General features: G+C 69.3%; 16 protein-coding genes and 2 pseudogenes. 8 read left to right on the top strand and 10 right to left on the bottom strand.

Features of this window, described 5'->3' with window-relative positions; all coding sequences use genetic code 11:
• Positions 1-546 precede the first annotated feature (546 nt).
• The 3 genes and pseudogenes from ABEB28_RS43205 to ABEB28_RS43200 all read right to left on the bottom strand — a co-directional run.
• Positions 547-1,605: pseudogene (locus tag ABEB28_RS43205) on the bottom strand (recombinase family protein); the annotation flags it as partial.
• A gap of 415 nt (positions 1,606-2,020) precedes the next feature.
• Complete coding sequence (locus ABEB28_RS22185; protein WP_345730088.1) at positions 2,021-2,539, bottom strand: hypothetical protein; 519 nt, start codon at positions 2,537-2,539, stop codon at positions 2,021-2,023.
• 839 nt (positions 2,540-3,378) lie between these two features.
• A pseudogene (locus tag ABEB28_RS43200) lies at positions 3,379-3,795 on the bottom strand (DUF305 domain-containing protein); the annotation flags it as partial.
• A gap of 166 nt (positions 3,796-3,961) precedes the next feature.
• On the opposite strand from ABEB28_RS43200, the gene ABEB28_RS22175 reads away from it, so the two are divergent.
• From ABEB28_RS22175 to ABEB28_RS22160, 4 genes are all read left to right on the top strand, one after another.
• Positions 3,962-4,399, top strand: coding sequence for a MarR family winged helix-turn-helix transcriptional regulator (locus tag ABEB28_RS22175; RefSeq protein ID WP_345730087.1), 438 nt, complete (start codon positions 3,962-3,964; stop codon positions 4,397-4,399).
• Positions 4,400-4,544: 145 nt separating this feature from the next.
• The gene (locus tag ABEB28_RS22170; RefSeq protein ID WP_345730086.1) at positions 4,545-4,907 is read left to right on the top strand and encodes an aspartate carbamoyltransferase; all 363 of its coding nucleotides are present in this window, start codon (positions 4,545-4,547) and stop codon (positions 4,905-4,907) included.
• Positions 4,908-4,924: 17 nt separating this feature from the next.
• On the top strand, positions 4,925-5,149 hold the full coding sequence (locus ABEB28_RS22165; RefSeq protein WP_345730085.1) for an MFS transporter: 225 nt from the start codon (positions 4,925-4,927) through the stop codon (positions 5,147-5,149).
• 337 nt (positions 5,150-5,486) lie between these two features.
• The gene (locus ABEB28_RS22160; RefSeq protein WP_376981005.1) at positions 5,487-5,969 is read left to right on the top strand and encodes an MFS transporter; all 483 of its coding nucleotides are present in this window, start codon (positions 5,487-5,489) and stop codon (positions 5,967-5,969) included.
• A gap of 486 nt (positions 5,970-6,455) precedes the next feature.
• On the opposite strand, the gene cutA is transcribed toward ABEB28_RS22160, so the two are convergent.
• A complete protein-coding gene (gene cutA / locus ABEB28_RS22155; RefSeq protein WP_345730083.1) occupies positions 6,456-6,776 on the bottom strand; it encodes a divalent cation tolerance protein CutA in 321 nt (106 codons plus the stop codon).
• 560 nt (positions 6,777-7,336) lie between these two features.
• Positions 7,337-8,179, bottom strand: coding sequence for an alpha/beta fold hydrolase (locus ABEB28_RS22150; protein WP_345730082.1), 843 nt, complete (start codon positions 8,177-8,179; stop codon positions 7,337-7,339).
• 96 nt (positions 8,180-8,275) lie between these two features.
• Here ABEB28_RS22150 and ABEB28_RS22145 point away from each other — a divergent pair, with 96 nt between their 5' ends.
• Together ABEB28_RS22145 and ABEB28_RS22140 are read left to right on the top strand one after the other, a co-directional pair.
• Entirely contained in the window at positions 8,276-9,709 is a 1,434-nt protein-coding gene (locus ABEB28_RS22145; protein ID WP_345730081.1) for an MFS transporter, read from the top strand.
• Between the two features lie 21 nt (positions 9,710-9,730).
• Positions 9,731-10,393, top strand: coding sequence for a TetR/AcrR family transcriptional regulator (locus ABEB28_RS22140; protein WP_345730080.1), 663 nt, complete (start codon positions 9,731-9,733; stop codon positions 10,391-10,393).
• A gap of 147 nt (positions 10,394-10,540) precedes the next feature.
• Here the strand turns inward: ABEB28_RS22140 and ABEB28_RS22135 are convergent, their stop codons facing one another.
• Positions 10,541-12,082, bottom strand: a complete 1,542-nt coding sequence (locus tag ABEB28_RS22135) for an MFS transporter (RefSeq protein WP_345730079.1) — start codon at positions 12,080-12,082, stop codon at positions 10,541-10,543.
• Positions 12,083-12,167: 85 nt separating this feature from the next.
• Here ABEB28_RS22135 and ABEB28_RS22130 point away from each other — a divergent pair, with 85 nt between their 5' ends.
• Positions 12,168-12,962 carry a helix-turn-helix transcriptional regulator gene (locus tag ABEB28_RS22130; RefSeq protein ID WP_345730078.1) on the top strand — a complete coding sequence of 265 codons (795 nt, stop codon included), beginning with the start codon at positions 12,168-12,170 and terminating at the stop codon, positions 12,960-12,962.
• Positions 12,963-13,075: 113 nt separating this feature from the next.
• Here ABEB28_RS22130 and ABEB28_RS22125 read toward each other — a convergent pair whose 3' ends face one another.
• Positions 13,076-13,600 carry a DUF2269 domain-containing protein gene (locus ABEB28_RS22125; protein ID WP_345730077.1) on the bottom strand — a complete coding sequence of 175 codons (525 nt, stop codon included), beginning with the start codon at positions 13,598-13,600 and terminating at the stop codon, positions 13,076-13,078.
• Between the two features lie 26 nt (positions 13,601-13,626).
• A complete protein-coding gene (locus ABEB28_RS22120) occupies positions 13,627-13,755 on the bottom strand; it encodes a hypothetical protein (RefSeq protein WP_345730076.1) in 129 nt (42 codons plus the stop codon).
• A 242-nt stretch (positions 13,756-13,997) separates the two neighbouring features.
• Here ABEB28_RS22120 and ABEB28_RS22115 point away from each other — a divergent pair, with 242 nt between their 5' ends.
• Positions 13,998-14,612 carry a TetR/AcrR family transcriptional regulator gene (locus ABEB28_RS22115; protein ID WP_345730075.1) on the top strand — a complete coding sequence of 205 codons (615 nt, stop codon included), beginning with the start codon at positions 13,998-14,000 and terminating at the stop codon, positions 14,610-14,612.
• Between the two features lie 89 nt (positions 14,613-14,701).
• On the opposite strand, the gene ABEB28_RS22110 is transcribed toward ABEB28_RS22115, so the two are convergent.
• Together ABEB28_RS22110 and ABEB28_RS22105 are read right to left on the bottom strand one after the other, a co-directional pair.
• Complete coding sequence (locus ABEB28_RS22110) at positions 14,702-16,972, bottom strand: heavy metal translocating P-type ATPase (RefSeq protein ID WP_345730074.1); 2,271 nt, start codon at positions 16,970-16,972, stop codon at positions 14,702-14,704.
• A gap of 11 nt (positions 16,973-16,983) precedes the next feature.
• The gene (locus tag ABEB28_RS22105) at positions 16,984-17,961 is read right to left on the bottom strand and encodes a hypothetical protein (RefSeq protein WP_345730073.1); all 978 of its coding nucleotides are present in this window, start codon (positions 17,959-17,961) and stop codon (positions 16,984-16,986) included.

Here is a 17,961-nt window from a genome sequence, read left to right as displayed (position 1 = left end):
ACGCTCGCGAACACCCCGCGAGCTGCGGTTAGGCGCTCCGATCAGATGACTGGTCGGAGCGCTTGCTGCTTTCTTGGTGGCGGCCGGGTCGAGATTGACGCGGAACACCGGCGTGGCGGTCTCTGCCGTCAGATCGATCTTGATCTCGTCGACGAGTAGATTGCAGAGCTCCTTGCGCTGTGGGTGGTCGCCGTCGTGGATGACCTGGTTGACGTCGTCGGCGATGGCGTCCAGCTGGTCTTGGGTGATGGCTTCCGGTGCGGTGTCGATGAGGAGTTGGAGCTGGTCGCGGCGGCGTCGGAGCTGGGTTAGTTCGGTGGAGAGCTTCTCGATGCGCGTTTCGAGGAGCCCGCGGTCGATCCGTCCGTCTTCGTAGTCGGTGAAGTAGCGGTCGATGACGACCTGCTTCTGCGCGAGCTGGGCGCTGACGGTGTTGAGTTCTGCCTCTGCGTCGGCGGTGGCTGCGCGGTGCCGGGTCTGTGCGGCGGTGATGGACTCAAGGATGAGGTCGGTGTTGTCGCTGTAGAAGTCACCGACGGCACGTAGGACCGCGTCGTCCAGGACGTCGGCTTGCAGGCGTGGGGCGTCGCAGTGGTCGGTGCCGTACCGGTTTCGGGTGAAGCAGGTGTAGTAGTGGTAGCGGTGTCGTTTCCCGGTTGCGGAGGTGCCGAGGTAGGTCTTTCCGCAGCGCGGGCAGCAGATTTTTCCGGTGAGGTAGTAGTCAGAGGCGGCGCCGGCGGACTTGGCTGGGTGCTCGCCGCGTTCTGTGAGGATTTCCTGGGCGAGGGCGAACGTGTCTGAGCTGATCAGCGCGGGGTGAGAGTCTGGTGCGTAAATGTCGCGGAAGGCGACTGCACCGATGTAGGCGGGGTTGGTGAGCACGTCAATCACCGTCTTATGGCTCCAGGGTCGGCCGCTGCGGCGGCGTAGGCCCCGCTGGTTGACTTCCTTAGCGATGGAGCGGGCGCCCAGGCGGCGCACGGTGTAGAGGTCGAAGATCGTCTGAATGGTCGGTACCTCGCGCGCGAGCGGGTTGAGGTGCTGGGTTCCGGCGTCGACTTCGTAGCCTTCGGGCGGCACGCTGAGGGTCCACTGGCCCTTGCGGGCCTTGCTCTCCATGCCATTGATGACGCGGTCGATGATCATTTCCCGTTCGAATTCCGCGAAGACGCCGAGCATCTGCACGAGCATCCGCCCGGCGGGTGTGGAGGTATCGAACGGTTCGGTCGCCGAGCGGAAACTCACGCCGGCCTGGTCGAGTTCGTCGAGCAACCAGACGAGGTCGCGGATGCGGCGGCTGAAACGGTCCACGCGGTAGACGAGCAGGACGTCGAACTTGCCGGCTTTTGCCGCGGCAATCATGCGTTCGAGGTCGGGCCGGTCCAAGGTGGCGCCGGAGGCGTCGTCGGAGAACTTGGCGACGATGCTCCAGCCCTCTTGTGAGGCGGCGTAGGCGTCGAGTTTGGTGTCCTGGGCGCCAAGGGTGAAGGGCTGGTTCTCCTCGTCGGTGGAACGCCGGGTGTAGGTGGCGATCCGGAGGTAGGTCGTCGGGGGGATTGGCGCCCGGGGGACGGGCGCCCGGCCGGTGCGGAGTCGGCGTGCCATCGGGCCTCCAGGCAGGCGGAGTGGCCGGGCCGCCGGTCGATGCTTCCGGCGGCCCGGCATGCGGACAGGTTAGGGATGCTGCGGTGTCGTATTCCGCGGCCGATCGGTCTCGCGATGGGCCCAATCGACGATCATCGCGGCGAGAATATTCACGGCCTGTCGGTGCTGTTTGCTGGTGAGGGGAACGACGTCTGGGGCGGTCAGCATGAGGGCCAGCGCGCGGTTCCTGCTGGGTGCTGACGGGGTTGCCGCGTCCGCGGGCGAGCGGGGCGAGCGGGGACTGTAGCTCGCCTCAGAGCGGGGACGCAACGGGCTTGGCCCTAGGGTCTCTGCGACTCTGTCCTGGTCGCGGCGGCTCACGGCGCGCGGTTCCTGTGCATGTAGTGAGTCGCGGTAGTCCCGAGGTGAGTCAGGGTCAGCCACGGCGACTCGTCTTCGGGCTGTAGACGAGTAAGTCGATGTGAAACGCTCGTCGATCCGCAGCTGCGGTGCGGTCGTTGGTGAGGTGCTCGGCGTCCGCGGCGCTGGAGTAATAACTGAAGCGGTCGCCTTCGCCGGGTGCGCTGAGTGCCACGATCTGCAGCACCTGGGCGAGCCCTGCCCTCTCGGCGGCGGTGTGGAGAGCCTGCTCGCATTCGGCGAAACTGGGTGGCCGCGCGTCCCGCGCGGGCCGGATGAAGGCAATGACGCAGCATTCCATGGCGAGAATCAACCGACAGGCGCAAAGTAGTTCATCGATGTTCTCCGCGCCGGTATCGCGCGGCCAGCCGAGGGTGACCAGACTGATCGGCGGGCATCGGGGGGCGAGATCGTTGAGGTCGGCGGCGTCGGTGGGTGAGAGGTAGGTGCGCTGCGTGGCTGCCGCGGCGCCGCGCAGGTATGGGTCGTGGTCGAAATCGACGACAGTTTCGTTGGGTCGGGTGTAGATCTTCACCAACTGCTGGGCGAGTCGCGACGCGAACCCGGCGTCTGCTGGGGTCGCTGGGGCATCCGTGTCGCGGTGGTCGAGTCGCCACACCGCGATCGGAACGGTGGCGACGCGCGATGCGTCGTCATCGGTCCGACTCGTAGCCTGCGTCGGGACATGCCGGTGTCCCGGTGATACGCCGAGCTGATGTTTCGAACGAGGGGGCATTGAGCGGGTGGCTCCGTGCCCGGCTGGCCGTGTTCGCACCCGACTAACTGCCCAACAGACGTCGTCTGTGCGGTACCCGAGCTGCGCCTCATGACCAACGCAGGCCAACCGCCGACCCAACAGAGGACGCGTCCAACCTCCATGGCGTGGGCCGATGACCGAACGGTCGTCCCCTGCTGGCTGTTGGGTGGACAACCGGCGCCCGTCGGTGGCGAGGGGTTGCGGGCCTTGAGGCATGCACATTGAGCGGGTAGCCGGTAGCCAGTCCCCGACGACGTCCGGCGCCGGGAAGCCATGCACGGCGAGCCCGTATGCCTGACCATCGCCGACCGACTCGCCCTGAGCAACGCCTCACCGGGACAACTGGCGCCCAACTCGGCGTCCCCACCAACCTCCTCGCTCACCACTTACGCGTACTTGAGCAGACGCGACCGCCATGGCGCACCTGGCTGACGTTGTCCGGACGAGCGACCTGCTCGTCGGCCGTCTGCGACAACGCCCATGAATAATTCACCGACGCACAGCACGGGCTGTACTGGTCGATCCTCGATCCTCGATCCGCGCCCGCCGACACCGACGAAGCCCTTCGAAGCCGCCTTCCAGTAGATCGCCGAGCGCGTCGGCCGGCTCGCGGATGCTCAGTGACCGCCGACTCGCTCTTGGCCTGATGGCGCTCCGAGATGGCCGCCGCACGCCTCGATCATGCCGCCGCCTGACCCACCAACCGAGGAACTCAACGATGTCCGAGAATCCCAGCGTCCTATTCGTCTGCGTCGACAACGCCGGCCGCCCCCAGATGGCTGCCGGAGAGGTCCCCACCTCGCCGGGGACCCCTTCACGGGCGGGGGCCACCCGGAGCAGGTGTCCCCGCTCTCTGTCGGGTCGGATCTTCCGCAACACCCTCGTATGTTGCCGATCTCCGCGGTCTGGTCCGCGATGATCTTGCCGGCCAACTCCTTGGCCTGCGGGCTGTCACCGGACTGCTGCTCGGTCTCGGCCATCATGATCGCCCCCTCGTGGGGAGTGATCATCACGGCCAGGAACATCTTGTCGAACGCCGCGCCGGAGCCTGGTGTAGCTCATCCATCTGCGCGTCGTCTTGACGCCGGGCCTGGCGTGGACGGTCGCGAAGACCGGGCTGCTCTTGCGTCGCGTCGCGGTTGTCATCGCCAGGCCGCAATCTGGTTGTAAGGTCGAACCTGCTGGTTGTACAGTCGAACCATGGAGCCTGAGGATGTGGACGCGGCGCAGCAGGCGCTCATGCGGTTCGTGCGCAACTTCGGCCTCCATCAGCCGGAGCGCACGCCGTGCGGGCAGCCGCTTCCGGTGTCGGAGTCGCACGCCATGGTGGAGATCGCTCGGGAGGGACGGATCCGTCAGGTGGAGTTGGCGCGCCGGCTGCGCTTGGAGAAGAGCAGCGTCAGCCGCCTGGTCACCAACCTGGTCGGCAGAGGCTGGGCGACCCGGGAAGCCGCCGACGACGATGGCCGCGGTGTCCTGCTCGTAATCACCGATGCCGGTGCCGCCGCCGCGGATCGGCAAGCCCACGCGCGCCGCGACCGACTCACCGCTCTGCTCGACCACGTTCCCGACGACCAGCGTGCCGCCGTCGTGCGAGCACTGCAGACCCTCGCGGAGGCCGCCAATGAATCCTCGTGACAGCCCAGCCACTCGCTGGCTCCTCCTGCTGTCCACTGCGGTCGGCGTCGGCCTGTTAGCCGGCGGCTGCACCAGCGACTCGACCAAACCAGAACCCTCGGCTTCGACTCGGCAAGGCGAGATCGCCGAGCGAGGCGCATCGGTCATGCCCTTCGACCTGGACCGCACAACTCACCGGTTCGTCAAAACCGGTAGTGGCGGCGTGCAGACGGTCGTCTCTGACGATCCGCAGGACGCCACCCGGGTCCGACTCGTCCGGCAGCACCTGCAAGAAGAGACGGCACGATTCCGGCGCGGAGACTTCGACGATCCGGGCCGGATCCACGGCACCGAGATGCCCGGCCTGCAAGCCCTCCGGGAACACGGTGGTCGGATAGTGCTCGCTTATGCGCCCACCGCCGACGGCGGACGCATCACCTACACCACCAGCGACCCTGAACTCCGTGAGGCGTTGCACGCGTGGTTCGACGCCCAAGTCAGTGACCACGGTCAGCACGCCACCCGTTGATCACTGATCTCCCACCAATGGCGCGGGCGAGGGTCCTCGTTGCGGGAGCGGCCCTGATCAGCCTGGCGAACTCGGTCACTGTTCCGTTCTTGGCCATCTACCTGCGGACCACGCTGGAGGTGTCGATCTCCGCGGTGGGATTGCTACTGGGATGCGCGGTGCTGTTCGCGATCGCCGGAGGTTTCCTCGCCGGCGCGCTGTCGGACGCACTGGGACAGTACCTCGCGATCAACGCGGGATAAGCGATCGGACCGCTGCTCGATGCTGGCCTAGGGCTGGCCGGCGACCGCACAGCGTTCATCGTCGCGGCCGGTATCTACACCCTGTATCTGCCCGTGCTGGCGACGGTCGCCGCTCCCGCCCTACCATCGGCTGCGCCCGGCGACCACGCATCAGCCGTGCCGGCCCGTCCGACATGGCACGCCGCGCTGAAGCGCACTACCCGAGCATTGGACAGCGACCGACGGCTGCCCTGGCTGCTGTTTGCAGCCGTCTTGCTGGAACCGTGCACAACAAGATCTCGGTCCTCAGCATTTCGTCGGCGCCACGGCGAACAGCGCCGCGCTGCTCGGCGCGGTGATGACCACCAACGCGGTGACGGTCGTCGGACTGCAAGCCATCCTGGCCCGGCACGTGTCCCGGCTCGATCCGATCCGTGCGCTCCCGGTGGGCGGCGCCCTCACGTTCGCCGGGATGGCGGGCTTCGCCGTCTCGACGGAAGTCTCGCATTACGTCGCCGCCATGGTGGTGCTCACGCTCGGAGAGGTCCTCATCGTCCCGTCGGAGTTCGCGCTGCTCAATCGGATCGCACCCGCCGACCTGCGCGGGGGCTACTTCGGTGCGCAGACGCTGTCCCAGCTCGGTGGCTTCGCCGGCCCCTACTTCGGCAGCCTGATCCTCGCCGCGTACGGCGGCCCCGCCATGTTCCTGTCGATCGGATCCCTGGCCATGATCAGCGTCGCGATCTACGTCTTCGTCGGTCGGCGTATACGCACACCGGCCTCGCCGCCCACTGCGGCGAGCGACGCAAAGTCTGACCCGGCGGCCCAGACGAAGCTCTGAGCCATTCTCCGGTCGGAGGCGCGCGAGAGCGGCATCATGCCGGTCGCCGCACGCAGGTGACCAGCGGACGCGACCCCATGTTGTTCCTGCCGGTCGCCATCGCCATGTGATCGGGCGAATGCAGCCGGCCGCATCCTCGGACGGGCCGGATCCCGCGTCCTTGAGGTGACGGGTCTACTCGTCTCCGCCGCGGGCATGGTCGCGTCCCCGCCGTGTGGGACGGCACGGCGGGGATGGTCGTCCGTGTCGCAGTCGCCGCAGTTCGGCACAGGATTCCTGTTCTCGTCGCGTCGGTGCCCTTCACGCACCGCGCGATCGTCGTCGTGGTTACTGTGTTCGTGGGCTCGTCCTTACTCCCGCTCTGGCGCGGAAGTAGGACGCTGCGTGCCGCCGGCGAGTCCCGGTGCCGGCGGCAGCGCGCGGCATGGCTGCGGACCGTGGTCCTGCCTGCCCGTCGGAGACCTTGTCAGCGATCCGCTGCGGCTTTCACTCGCCGGTGCGCGGTCCCGTGCTCACCGTCTCCGCGTTGAGCCAGAGCAGATATTGCGGAGGAGCCGCATCGATGGCGATGCGCACGACGTCGGCCAGCTGCTCACCGTGGTTGGCCGCCAGGTGCGCCGCGAGCTCGTCGTAGCGCGCTTCGGTTGTCGCGCACCAGACCTGCCACTCGCGTACCCGCGCGACCGCGCTGCCGATCCATTGAAAGCCGTGGTTCGGGCCGGCCGCGTGGGCCCGCGCGGCCAGCCGGGACTCCACGGCGGAGCGGGCGAGAGTCTCAGCGCGGCGACGGGAACGTGTCGTGACCAAGACCAGACAGTAACCAGTACTCACGACGGTGCCTTCCGGGCGGGTGGCGGACGACGCCAACCCGCGAATGTTGCAAGCGGCGCAGACCACCACAGAGATGGGTGGATAACCGGCGACTCACCGATGCGTTCACCGGTGAGTCGGATCCATCAGGTTCTGGCTATGCCCAAGGCCGTGAGATCGGTTGCGGCGGTGTCGTGAGTATGTGCTGGTAGGCGTGGCTGGTTCCGGCCGGTAGTGCCTGCATCGATGTTGCTCAGGCTCGCTGGTTCGGTGTGGGGATGCCCAGTGGTGTGGAGGGCTGCGGGCAAGGCGCGGAGCCGGTCAGGGGCGACCGGGTCAGTGTGCGTCGGAACAGTGTGTTCGGACGCGGCCACGGCCTGGAGGTGCTCGGAGTGCACGTGGTGGGAGTGCGGATCGTGCAGCCCTTGCAGACTCAGGATGCTCAGCATCAACGCGAGGCGCAGCACGAGACGCACTGGAACGCGCCCTCGCTCCGTGGCCACCCCCACACGATAAAGGCACGTACCCGTCGCCGGCGGACGCGGCGGTCGTGGGCGCTACGCGTGGTCGGCCTTCAAGAAGGGGGCGAGCAGCGCGAGCGTCTCGTGCGGGCAGTCGTCGTGCAGGGCATGGCCTCCGCCGCTGATCACATGCGGGTCGACCGTCGGTAGCCGCGCCGTGAATCGCTCGACGAGCCGGGCCGGAAGAATCCGATCCTCGCTGCCCCACAACAGCAGGACCGGCACGGTGACCAGGTGAAGATTCTGTTCGGTGGTCGTCCACCGAACCGATCGTTCTACCCGCAGCATCTGCCTGAGCCGTGTCGCCCGGTCCTGCGGTGAGCGCAGCATGTCCACCAGATCGCCTACACGGTGCTCCGGCACCCGCTCGGGGTGAGCGAAGGATTTACGCAGCAGGTGGCGCGTCGAGCGGGCCGGTCCGATCCGGACGGCGAGCTCACCGAATGGCGGGAGGCGGGCGAGGCGGAACTCCCACACGTCCTTCACGTCCAGGCCGCCCGGTGCGATCAACGCGAGCCTGCTGACTCGGTCGGGATGGAGTTCAGCGAATCGCAGGGCGAACCCGCCACCCCAGGAATGACCGAGGATCGCCGTTCGCGGCGCGCCGACCGCGTCGAGGAAGGAGCCGATGGAGGACGCGACCGCGGTGGTGCCGTAAGGAAACGAGCGATCGACGATCTCGGTGAGACCCTGCCCTGGTGGGTCGAGGGCGTACACCGTGTTCGACCGCGCGAGGAGTGGAATCAGTGCTTCGAAGCTGAACCGCCAGCCGCCGGCCCCGGGGACTAGTAACACCGGCGGGCCAGTTCCGGCGCGCGCGTAGTGAAACCGAGCGACCGCCGTGTCGGCCCAGCCCACCTCGACGTGTTCGCTGTCCATGGCACCTCCCTGAAACCGAACACTACCGTTCGACTTATCTGTGAAGTGACGTTACCTTAAACCGAACAGCAGTGTTCGGTTTAGGAGGCACTCTCGATGAGTCACATCACCGCGCCTGGGCATCCACCGGCGCACCCGTCCACCTCGATACCGCGCCGTTGGTGGGTGCTGGTGTTGCTGTGCCTGGCGCAGTTCATGGTCATCCTCGACGTGACCGTGGTGAACGTCGCGCTACCGGTGATCGCCGACCAACTGCACCTCGAGCGGGCCGGCATGACCTGGGTGGTCACCGCCTACACCTTGTGCTTCGGCGCCCTGATGTTGCTCGGTGGACGCCTCGCCGACGTGCTCGGCCGGCGCCGGGTCTTCCTGGCCGGGCTGGCGGCGTTCACGCTGGCCTCGCTCGCCTCCGGACTCGCGACGGACGCGACGCTGCTCATCGGCGCCCGCGCGGCGCAAGGCGTCGGCGCCGCGCTGCTCTCGCCTGCGGCGCTCTCGATCGTGACCACCACGTTCCACGGACCGGATAGGAACAGGGCGCTGGGCGTCTGGGCCGCGATCGGCGGCGCGGGGGCGGCGATCGGCGTGCTGCTGGGTGGGCTGTTCACCGCCGGGCCCGGCTGGGAGTGGGTCTTCTTCATTAACGTTCCGGTCGGTGTCCTGGTCGCGATTGCGCTGCCGCTGCTGCTCCCCGGTGGGCCGTCGCAGCAGCCCGGCCGAGTCGCCGTGCCCAGTGCACTGGTTGCCACCGGGGGAGTGGCGACGCTGATCTACGGACTGGTGCGCGCCGGTGACGCCGGCTGGGGAGATCTCGGGACGCTGCTCGCGCTCGCCGCCGGACTGCTGCTGCTGGCCGTCTTCGCCGGAATCGAGCGCGCGGTCACCACACCGTTGGTTCGGTGGACGTTGCTGGCGCGGCGGCCCGTCGTGGCGGGGAATCTCGTGATGCTGGCCGCGTCCGGATTGCTGCTGGCCACCTTCTTCCTGTCCTCGCAGTATCTGCAGCACATACTCGGGCTGAGTCCTTTGCGGACCGGACTGTTGTTCCTGCCGGTGGCAGTGGTGATCGGGCTCGGCACCCACCTGGGGGTCCGGGTCATCGGCCGCTTCGGTGGACGTCCAGCCGCTGCGGCAGGATTTGCGCTCGCTGCGACCGGCGCCTTACTGCTGACGCAGCTCCCGGCCGAAGGCAACCCCGCGCTGACCCTGCTGCCAGGTTTTGCGATCTCCGGGCTCGGGCTCGGCGCGGTCTTTGTCACCGCAACCACCACGGCCATGGCCCACGTCGACCCCTCGGAGGCGGGCACGACCTCCGGGCTGATCAACACCGGTCACGAGCTGGGCGCCACTCTGGGCATCGCTTTCGTCTCGACGCTGGCGGCGAGCAGCCTCGCCGGGGCGGGGATCAGCGGGTTCGGCACCGCTTTCACCGGCGCCGCGATCATCGCGGCGGTCATGGCCGTAGTGGTGGCCTGGCTGGTGCCCGCGGGACGGCCTCCGGCCACAGACGGTCCGGTGTTCGTCCACTGAGCGGCCGTAGGCTGACCTACCGTGGACAGCTCAACCTCGCGGCGCGGCGCCGGAACGCAGCCAGACGGCCTGCCCCGGCGCCGCGCCGACGCCGAGCGCAACGTCGTCGCCATCCTGAATGCGGCCATGACCTGCCTCAGCCAGCAGTCGCAGTTCAGCATGAGTGAGGTTGCCCGTGCGGCGGGGGTCGGCCGGGTCACGCTCTACGCCCACTTCCCGTCCCGCGAGGCACTTCTGGAAGCGGTGCTCGACCACGCGATGACCCAGTCCGGCGCGGTCGTCGAGGAGAGCGCACCTGACGAGGGACCAGCCGACGAAGCGCTGCGCCGACTGGTGCGCTCGTCGTGGCAGGTCCTCGACCGCCACCGGCGGCTGTTCGAGGTCGCCCAGCGTGAGCTCGGCCCCACCCGGCTCCGCGCGCACCACGACCCGGCGATGAGCCGGGTCGAGCAACTCCTCGCCCGCGGGCAGGAAGCGAACGTCTTCCGCACCGACCTGCCACGGACCTGGCTCGTCACCGTGGTCTACACCCTGCTGCACGGCGCGGCCGAGGACGTCAACACCGGTCGCCTTCCCTCCGACCAGGCTGCTCACGTCCTCGACGCCACGATCCTGACCGCCCTGGCGGCGCCGTCGGAAAGCCGCCCGGGTCAGGCGGGCACGGGCAGCGCTGATCAGCGCTGAGCGTATTGCCGCCGACCGGCTGCACAAGGGCGCGTCGGGCTTTGACGAAGTGTCTGCCTTCCGCATGATCGCCCTCTGCACCGACCGCGACCACTGCCTTCGCGTCGGAACCGTTGGAACGACGCGGCGAGGTTGCGGACGGCTCCGTCAGGCAGGTCCGCCGTCTTGTGCTGCTTGCGGCTGCGGCTGAGGGAGGGAGTTGTCGCGGCGGGGTCGGAGCAGGACGGCGATGAGGGCGGCGCCGAAGGCGAGGAGTGCGGCGGCGGCAGCGAGCGCGAGTGAATAGCCGTCGGTCGCGGCGTGTAGCGGGCCGGCCGATTCGGTGAGGGCCTCGCCGCGGCGGGCGGCGAGGGAGACCAGTACCGCTACGCCCACAGCGCCGCCGATCTGTTGGACGGAGCTGAGGACGGCCGAGCCGAGGCCGGCGTTCTCCTGGGTGGTGCCCGTGACCGCGGCGACGGTGAGGGCGGGCAGGCTCAGGCCACATCCCAGGCTCGCGACGAGCACGCCGGGTAGGACACCGGATGCGTAGCTGTCGCTCGGCGCCACGCCGGAGAGCAGCAGCAGCCCGGCCGAGCTGATCAGGAACGACATGACGAGGGTCCAGCGCATTCCGAGCCTGATCAACGCTCGGGAGGAGAGCCACATGCCAGCGAGGATTCCGGCGCCGTAGGGCAGGTAGGCGAGACCTGCCGTGAGGGGGTCGTACCCGAGCCCGGTCTGCAACTGGAGCATGAGCAGGAAGGCCATCGCATAGAAGGCGGCGGAGAACAACAGCGTCGCGCCGTTGGCGACGGCGCGGATCCGGGAGGCCAGGAACGACAACGGCACTAGCGGCTCTGCGGTGCGCAGCTCGACCGCAAGGAACGAGACGGCGAGGAGGAGGGCGAGGACGAGGGGCCCGACAACGGCCGCCTGCGCCCAGCCCGACTCCCCGGCGCGGAGCAAGCCGTAGACCAGAGACACCACGGCGCCGGTGCCCAGTGCCGCGCCGGGTAGGTCCAGGCGTGTCTGGCGGGTGGCGCGGCTCTCGGCGGCCAGCCGCGGGAGCAGGGCAAGGGCGATGACGGCCACGGGAAGGTTGATCAGGAAGATCCAGCGCCACGACGTCAGGTGGGTCAGAGCGCCGGAGATCACCAGGCCCATCGTGCCGCCCAAACCGGCGATGCCGCCCCAGATGCTGAGCGCCTTGGCGCGCTCGTCGGCGCCGGGGAACAACAGTGTGATCAGTGAGAGCGCGGCGGGTCCGGCCATCGCCGCGCCCGCCCCCTGGATGAACCGTCCGGCTACGAGTTGCCACGGCTCCTGAGCGAGCCCGCAGGCGAGGCTTGCCGCGCCGAACAGTGCGACACCGCTGAGGAAGACGCGTCGGCGCCCCCACAGGTCGGCTGCGCGGCCGAACAGCAACAGCAGCCCACCGAAGGCGAGGAAGTAGGCGTTGACCACCCAGGCCAGACCCGCGGCGCTGAAGCCGAGTTCGTCCCGGACGCTGGGCAGCGCCACGTTGACCACGGTGTCGTCCAGCACGAGCATGAACTGCACGAAACACAGCACGATCAGCGCCGCGCGGCGGCGGCCGGTCGCGGGGGCGACAGTTGACGCTGAGGTCTTGACAGGCGTCACCCCGCCGGCGCCGACGCCCTGGCCGTCCTCCGGTAGTGCCGGCGATGTAGAAGAATTGAGGGGCATGGCGATGACGCTATGGACGGCCCGAGCTGGCCGCAGTCCGCTACGGGGCCACGTAATAGCGCGTTGAGGACATACGCTGGTGCACGTGAGCGAGGCCATCATCTGCGCTGCCCCACCCGGGGTGGGGGCGATCGTCGTCGGGAACTTCCCGTTGTCGGCCGGAGAGTGGCTAGCCCCGCACAGCCATCCGCAGCACCAGTTGGCCTGGACCCGACGTGGTGTACTCGGCGTCGCGGTGGGCGACACCTACTGGGTTCTGCCGCCCACCCGGGCACTGTGGCTACCCGCCGGGGTCGTCCACCGCACCGGTGCGACCCGCGACGCGGTGCTGTGCAGCCTCTACCTGGAGCCGGACCGGTGCGCTCTCGATTGGACTGAGCCAACGCCGGTGGGCGTCGACGGGCTGCTAGCTCAGCTGATCGGCCACCTCAACCGACAGGATCTCCGTGCTGACGTGCGGCTGCGGGCCGAGGCGGTCGTGCTGGATTTGCTGCATCCGTTGCCGAGCATGCCGATCGACGTGCCGCCTCCGGTCGACGAACGCGTCTGCGCCGTGGCCGATGCGCTGCTCGCCGATCCCGCTGACCCGCGGAGCCTGGACGCCCACGCTCGGGCGGTCGGAGTCAGCCGACGCACCCTGACCCGGCTGTTCGTCCAGGACACGGGCATGAGCTTCGAGCGCTGGCGCACCCATGTACGGCTGCGGGCTGCTCTGCCCCTCCTCGCCGAAGGCCGACCCGTGTCCCGGGTCGCGCACACCGTGGGATATGCGACACCGAGCGCGTTCCTCGCGGCGTTCCGCCGAATCGTCGGTACTTCTCCGGGGCGGTACCTCAGCGGCGACGCCGCATTCGAGGAGTCTGATCCGCGCACGCGCTAACGCGCGGTTCCGCAACCGGCCGCAGCGGCCCGGCTCCATCACCCGGCGCGACCATCGTCGCTGGCCGCTGCCACTGACACGATGTTTTCAACGCGGCTACCACGACGTGTGCGTCAGCGAGGTTCCGACTGGCCGTGCTCAGCCCTGAGGCTGGGCGAGTCGGTGCGGGCCGGCCGGGCGGCCCACGGTGTAAGTCCACGGGGTTTGTAGACGGACAGCACGAGCGCGGTGGTGAGAAGCAGCATCGCCGCCGCAGCGTGAATGCTCGGCGATGGCGTGCGGAGTTGCTCCAGCCCCGCCGGGTCGGGGGCGTCACGAGCCAGCTGGCCGAGGTGCTCGAGTGTCTGCATGTAGAGCAGGAGCACGGCCACGGCCAGAAGGTTGATCAGGAGCTTGAAGATCACCCAGTAGTGCCGGACCAGTCCCCACTGGGTGCCCGCCGACTGGATGAGTCCCGTCCCGAGACTGGCCAGGCTCAGGGGGACCAGAGTCCACCATCCCATCGATTCGAGCGTCACGTATACCGACCGCGTCACCACCGGGTCGGTGGAGCACAAGCCGACGACGCCGAGGACGAGAGAGACGAGCACTGCACCGAGCCAGCCGACCGAGGTGCCGACGTGCGCGACGAGCGCCACGTTGCGTGCCGGTCGGCGGAGAGTCCTCACCAGCCGTTGCCGGCGCCAACGGCCACCGGCACGCCGTGCGGGAGACCCGTGTCTGCGTGCTGGTCGGGTCCGTGCCCGGCCAGCAGCAGGATCACGACGAAGATCGCGATCAGCAGGCCGATCACCGTGAAGACCCATACCCACCTGGGGACCTGCGTCCGGTCGGGTGTTTTCCCGTGGGCCGCGTCATCCGGTCCGGCCGTCCCCGGAAGTTGTCCGGCCTCGCGGCGACTGCCCTCGTCTGCCGCTGATGAGTTCGTCACTGAGTCCTCCGTCGCTCCGACGCCTGTCATCCGGGATTTTGCGAGACACAGTGTCTACAGTCAAGTCATTCCGTCGAAGGCAGGGCGCTGCGTATCATCGGCGTGTGCCGAAGTTGTGGGACGCGACGATCGATGAACACCGGCGCACGGTCGAGGCGGCGATATTGGATGCCGCGGCGGCGGTGATCGCCGAGCAGGGCCTGGCCACGGTGACCATGTCCTCGATCGCGCAGCGGGCGGGTATCGGCCGGGCCACGCTCTACAAGTACTTCGGCGACGTCGACGCGATCGTGACGGCCTGGCATGAGCGCCAGGTCGCCGAGCATCTGCGCCAACTGGAACAGGCCGCGGCCACGGTCGGCGATCCGGACGAGCGTCTCCAGGTCGTGCTCCGCGCCTACGCAGAACTCTCCGGCGGGCCGCATGACCACGGCGGGCCGCCAGCCCCAGGCATGCTGGTGGCCCTGCATGGTGGAGCCCACGTGCGCGAGGCGTTGCAGCGGCTCCGCGCCCTGATCGCCGAGGTAATCGCTGCTGCCAGTGCGACCGGCGCGGTACGCGACGACTTCCCGACCGCAGAAATGGCCGACTACTGCCTCCACGCGCTCGCGGCCGCCCGCGTCCAGCACTCATCGGCGGCGCGGGACCGGCTGGTCACCCTCATCCTCGACGGGCTCCGGCCGACCACCGGCGGCGCACCACGGACGGCGGAGGGTTGAGAGACCCAAACGTCCACGGTGACCGCCGCCGTCGGTCAGGGCGGCGGCGGTCACCTGCGTGCCGACCGCGGGTAGGTGTTCCCGGTAGGTCAGGTCGACGGGTTCGCCGCGGACCGGAAGCCGCGCAGGCGGAGGCTGTTGGAGACGACGAAGACGGACGAGAAGGCCATCGCGGCGCCGGCGATCATCGGGTTGAGCAATCCGGCGGCGGCCAGCGGCAGAGCAGCGACGTTGTAGGCGAAGGCCCAGAACAGGTTGCCCTTGATCGTGGCCAGCGTGCGGCGGGACAGCCGGATCGCGTCCACGGCGGCCATCAAATCACCGCGGACCAGCGTGAGGTCGCTGGCCTGGATCGCGGCGTCGGTGCCGGTGCCGATGGCCAGGCCGAGGTCGGCTTGAGCGAGCGCGGCGGCGTCGTTGACGCCGTCACCGATCATCGCCACAACCTTGCCCCGGTCCTGGAGCCGTTTGACGACATCGACCTTGTCGGCGGGCATGACTTCGGCGATGACCTCGTCGATCCCGACCTGGTCGGCGACGGCGCGGGCGACGGTGGTGTTGTCGCCGGTGAGCAGGATCGGGGTAAGGCCGAGGCGGCGCAGCGCGGCGACGGCGGCGCGGCTGGTCGGCTTCGGCACGTCGGCCACCGCGAGCAGCCCCCGGGCGTGCCCGTCCCAGCCGGCGAGGATCGCGGTGTGCCCGGCTTCTTCGGCCGCGGAACGGGCGTCATCGAGAGCGTCGGGGATCGCAAGGCCCGCGTCGGTGAGCAGCCGGGCGCGGCCGACGATCACCTCGCGACCGTCGACCGTGCCGCGGACGCCGAGGCCTTCGACGTTACGGAAGCCGGTGACGGCCGGCAGCGTCCCGCCCTCGGCCGCGGCCCGAGCGATGGCCTGGGCGATCGGGTGCTCGGAGGCGGCCTCCAGCGCCCCGGCCAGCCGCAGCAGTTCGGCGGCGTCCTCTCCGTCGGCGGGCACGGTGTCCACCAGGGTCATGCGGCCGGTGGTGACGGTGCCGGTCTTGTCGAGAACGACCGTGTCGACTGTCCGGGTGGACTCCAGTGCTTCCGGGCCCTTGATCAGGATGCCGAGCTGAGCGCCGCGACCGGTCCCGACCAGCAGCGCAGTCGGGGTGGCCAGACCGAGCGCGCAGGGGCAGGCGATGATCAGGACCGCAACCGCGGCGGTGAACGCGGTGGTGAGGCCATTGCCGGTGCCGATCCAGTAGCCGAGGGTGGCCACCGCGAGGGCGAGCACGATCGGTACGAAGATCCCGGAGATGCGGTCGGCCAGGCGCTGGGCAGCGGCCTTGCCGGTCTGTGCCTGCTCCACCAGGCGGGCCATCTGAGCGAGTTGGGTGTCGGCGCCGACCCGGGTGGCGCGGACGGTCAGGCGTCCGCTGACGTTGACGGTCGCGCCGATCACCGCGTCGCCAGGGGTGGCCTCGACGGGCACGGATTCGCCGGTGACCATGCTGGCGTCCACCGCGGAGGTGCCGTCTTCGATGACGCCGTCGGTGGCGATCTTCTCGCCGGGCCGGACGACGAACCGGTCGCCCACGGCCAGCTGGTCGACCGGGATCCGGATCTCGGCGCCGTCGCGGAGAACGGTGACGTCTTTGGCGCCGAGTTCCAGCAGGGCGCGCAGGGCGGCGCCGGCGTTGCGCTTGGAGCGGGCCTCGAAGTAGCGGCCGGCGAGGATGAAGACCGTGACCCCGGCCGCTACCTCGAGGTAGATGCTGCTGGTGGCCATGCCGCGTTCGATCGCCAGCCGGAACGGGTGGGTCAGGCCGGGAACCCCGGCGTCGCCGAGGAACAGCGCCCACAGCGACCAGCCGAACGCAGCCAGGGTCCCGAGAGAGACGAGCGTGTCCATGGTCGCTGCGCCGTGCCGGGCATTTGTCCAGGCGGCCCGGTGGAACGGCCAGCCGCCGTAGACCACGACCGGGGCGGCGAGGGTGAGCGATGCCCACTGCCAGTAGGTGAACTGCCACGGCGGCACCATCGCCAGCAGGATGACCGGCACCGCTAGAGCAATTGAGATCCAGAGCCGGGCGCGCAGCGGCCGCAGCTCGTCGACCGGGTCCGCGGCTTCGGCCGGCTCGTCCGCGGCGCGCGGTGGAGGTGGCAGGGTGGCGGTGTAGCCGGTGTTCTCGACGGTGGTGACCAGGTCGGCCGGGCTCACCGCGTCGGCGTACTCGACGGTGGCTTTCTCGGTGGCGTAGTTGACCGTCGCCGACACGCCGTCGAGGCGGTTGAGCTTCTTCTCGATCCGCACGGCGCAGGACGCGCAGGTCATCCCGCCGATGCGTAGCTCGATCTGGTTCGGTGCGGTCTGCAGCGACTGGATGTCGGTGGTCATGACGGTGGGTCCTACTCGTCGTGGCCGTGGCCGGGATCGGATTCCCCGGTCGACGGTGCGGTGGTGGGAGTACCCGATGGGGCCGGTGAAATGCCGCCGGCGGACGCGGTGAACGTCGCCGTGTGGACGCGTCCGGCGTGCTGGAAGTCCAGGAACAGCCCGTAGGCGCCGGCCGAGGGAACCTCGGCGTAGAAGGTGATCTGCGGCCCGGCCGTAGTGCGTCCGTCGCCGGGCGTGCCGTCGGGATGGACGTGCAGGTAAGCCAGGTCGCCGTCGCGCAACGCGACCAGGTGACCATAGGCACCCAGGTACGGCTGCAGGTCGGTCACCGGCTTCCCGCCGCGGGTGACACTCAGCGTCAGCCGGGACGAGGTGCCCGGCACCAGATCGCCGGTGAGGGTGACGGTGTAGCCGTCGACGGTAGTGCTGCGCGCCGGAACGGGCAGCGGCGCGGGGCGATAGTCGCCGGGGGCGGCCAGGTCGACGCCGAGCGTCAGTGCCTCGGGCCGTGCGGCGGGCTGGAAGTCCGCGAAGACCCGATACTGCCCGGCGGCGGGGACACCGAGCGGCAGCGACCAGGTGCCGTCCGCGGCCAGGCTCGGGTGCAGGTGCTGGAAGCCCCACAGGTCACGGCGCACCACGATCAGGTGCAGATCCTTCTCGTGCGTCGGCGTGTAGTCGGTGACCGGCTTACCATCCGGGCCCAGGATCCGGAACGCGAATCGTTGGGCAGCGCCGACCGGCAGGCTGCCGGTGACCGGGACCAGCCGATACCCGTCCTGGGCGACCTGCAGCCCGCCCGGCACCTGCGCCACTGCGGTGGTATCCGCGTGGTCCTCACCGCCGTCGTCGTGGCCACCGCCGTTGTCGGCGGCGTGCGTGGGGGTGGCCGACCCGCTCGGGCCAACCAGGCTGCCGACGCCGGTGGAGGCGCCGAACAACGCGATCAGCCCGAGCGCGTACGCGGCCAGTTTGACCGGGGTACGCAT

The organism is Cryptosporangium minutisporangium (assembly GCF_039536245.1).
Taxonomy (GTDB): domain Bacteria; phylum Actinomycetota; class Actinomycetes; order Mycobacteriales; family Cryptosporangiaceae; genus Cryptosporangium; species Cryptosporangium minutisporangium.
Note: the sequence above shows the minus strand (reverse complement) of the source record. Positions and strands in the feature narration are given on the sequence as shown.

Excerpts from the sequence above, each read along its gene's own strand:
- ABEB28_RS22175 (WP_345730087.1), top strand. The coding sequence starts at position 3,962 with ATGGAGCCTGAGGATGTGGACGCGGCGCAGCAGGCGCTCATGCGGTTC.
- ABEB28_RS22110 (WP_345730074.1), bottom strand. The coding sequence starts at position 16,972 with ATGACCACCGACATCCAGTCGCTGCAGACCGCACCGAACCAGATCGAG.
- ABEB28_RS22135 (WP_345730079.1), bottom strand. The coding sequence starts at position 12,082 with ATGCCCCTCAATTCTTCTACATCGCCGGCACTACCGGAGGACGGCCAG.
- ABEB28_RS22160 (WP_376981005.1), top strand. The coding sequence starts at position 5,487 with ATGACCACCAACGCGGTGACGGTCGTCGGACTGCAAGCCATCCTGGCC.
- ABEB28_RS22145 (WP_345730081.1), top strand. The coding sequence starts at position 8,276 with ATGAGTCACATCACCGCGCCTGGGCATCCACCGGCGCACCCGTCCACC.
- ABEB28_RS22150 (WP_345730082.1), bottom strand. The coding sequence starts at position 8,179 with ATGGACAGCGAACACGTCGAGGTGGGCTGGGCCGACACGGCGGTCGCT.
- ABEB28_RS22165 (WP_345730085.1), top strand. The coding sequence starts at position 4,925 with ATGGCGCGGGCGAGGGTCCTCGTTGCGGGAGCGGCCCTGATCAGCCTG.
- ABEB28_RS22105 (WP_345730073.1), bottom strand. The coding sequence starts at position 17,961 with ATGCGTACCCCGGTCAAACTGGCCGCGTACGCGCTCGGGCTGATCGCG.
- ABEB28_RS22170 (WP_345730086.1), top strand. The coding sequence starts at position 4,545 with ATGCCCTTCGACCTGGACCGCACAACTCACCGGTTCGTCAAAACCGGT.